The organism is Hyalangium sp. (assembly GCF_045802625.1).
Lineage (GTDB): Bacteria > Myxococcota > Myxococcia > Myxococcales > Myxococcaceae > Hyalangium.
Genome location: NZ_JBJMQP010000034.1, coordinates 1 through 1,724, shown reverse-complemented (window position 1 = coordinate 1,724; position 1,724 = coordinate 1). Strand labels below are relative to the sequence as shown.

2 protein-coding genes are annotated in these 1,724 nt (G+C 66.6%); one reads left to right on the top strand and one right to left on the bottom strand.

Annotated elements, in window-relative coordinates:
• A partial coding sequence (locus ACJ8AT_RS05520; RefSeq protein WP_407736548.1) for an FkbM family methyltransferase occupies positions 1-568 on the bottom strand: 568 nt, incomplete at its 3' end.
• Between the two features lie 285 nt (positions 569-853).
• On the opposite strand from ACJ8AT_RS05520, the gene ACJ8AT_RS05515 reads away from it, so the two are divergent.
• Positions 854-1,724 (top strand): lipopolysaccharide biosynthesis protein (locus ACJ8AT_RS05515; RefSeq protein ID WP_407736546.1); only part of this gene is annotated, 871 nt, incomplete at its 3' end.

The following is a 1,724-nucleotide window of genomic DNA, read 5'->3' as shown; positions in this document are numbered from 1 at the left end:
GGGCGAGGCTGACTTCGATGGCGCCTTCAACCTGGTCGTCAGCCAGAGCTGCCGTACCCCTGTTCACGGCGAACTCCGGGGGGACTGACAGCTGTCCTTTCCCGCTGCGATCCGACAGCGCAAGCTGCAGGGTGTTTATCGGTGGCAGGGGGGACGAGCTTGCCGTCCACCGCTCGACGTTGCGAGATAGCAAGTCAAACAGTGCCGGGTGGGGTTCGCAGGCGATCACCGTCCCGGAGGGGCCGGTCCGCGCGGCGAGAATGCTCGTCATGTAGCCGATGTTCGCTCCCACATCGATTGCAAGCTCGCCTGGGTCGGACAACCGGTAGATAGCTTCGCTCACCGCAATCTCGTAGACGGCGTTCCGGAGGACGATCGCCCCGAGTGCTTCCCTTGGGTCCACGGTGAGGTCGAGGCCCCACGGGAGCTCGACCGTGGCGGAGGATGGATAGGGAGCCAGCGCCAGTCTGGCCCTGCGAAGCACCTGCGCCGGGCGGTAGACGTAGTAGGGACGATTGACGAGCCAATTCAGCCGGCCGCGCCGGAACTTGTCGAAAGCTTGGTTCACGTCTCCATCAGCGTCGGCGAGCGCGCTCCTGCGGCCAGGCGGATCCGGAATCCTCCCAGTTCGCAATCCTCCCCCCGGTGAGCCGCGATTCTAATGGCTGGTTGGGGGGCGATCAGCGATGCGCCGGAGCCTGAGAAGGGGCCTCTAGCAGTGGAATTGCCGCAGTCCGGAGGCGCGGATCCCTCCGGCATCGAGACAGCCGACGGTCCAGGCCCGCAGCACTCGTTGCGAAGTGAGGTGGCGGGCGGCGCGATCTGGGCCCTCGGAGGTCAGGCCGCTGTGCTCGTGGCGACGTTGTTCGCCACCCCGTTTCTCATCAGGCTCCTGGGGCCCTCCGAATATGGACTGTGGGCGCTGCTTCAGAGCGCGCTCCTGATCTTGACCCTGGGCGACCTCGGGATGGGCGTCACCTCGACCAGGTTTGCCAGCGAGAGGCACGCCCACGATGACTCAAGGGGTGAGGTCACGGTCATCTTCACCGCTATCGCGATAACTGTGGCTGTCACGGGCTTGGCCGCCCTGGCTGTGATCGCGGCGGCCCCTTTCATCGTCGACCAGGTCCTGAACCTTTCGGGATCGTTGCGAGACGACGGCTTGCTGGCCCTTCGGGTGGTGTGCATCGCGGCCGTTGCCTACGGGGTGGCCGGGACGATCAGCACGCCACAACAGGTTCGCCTGCGTTGGGGCAGCCTGACGCTGGCGACCACCGGGCCGCGCGTGCTCCAGATCGTGGCGGCCCCACTGGTTCTCCTCGTGACGAATGGGGGAGTTGTCTCGCTGGCCGTTCTGGCGACCGTCGTGGCCGCTCTTGCGGCTGGCCTCAATGGCGCCGTCGCCGTTCACTACCAGCCGCGGCTGCGCCGCCCGATGTTCTCGCGCAAGGCCGCTCGCACGCTGCTCAGGTTCGGCGGCGGGTTGACGCTGGCGGGACTCGCCTACATCCCGCTCTCGACCGCCGAGCGCTTCCTCCTGGCCCACTTTCATTCCACCACCGAGGTGGCCTACTACGCCGCCGCCGCCACGCTCGGGGCGCTCCTGCTGACCATCCCGCATTCGCTGTCCCAGGTCTTGCTACCCGCCTTGGCTCGGCTTTCGTCCGCAGGTCGTACCGAGGACCACAGGCGCCTTTACGACCGATCCCTGAAAGGGGTGTTCC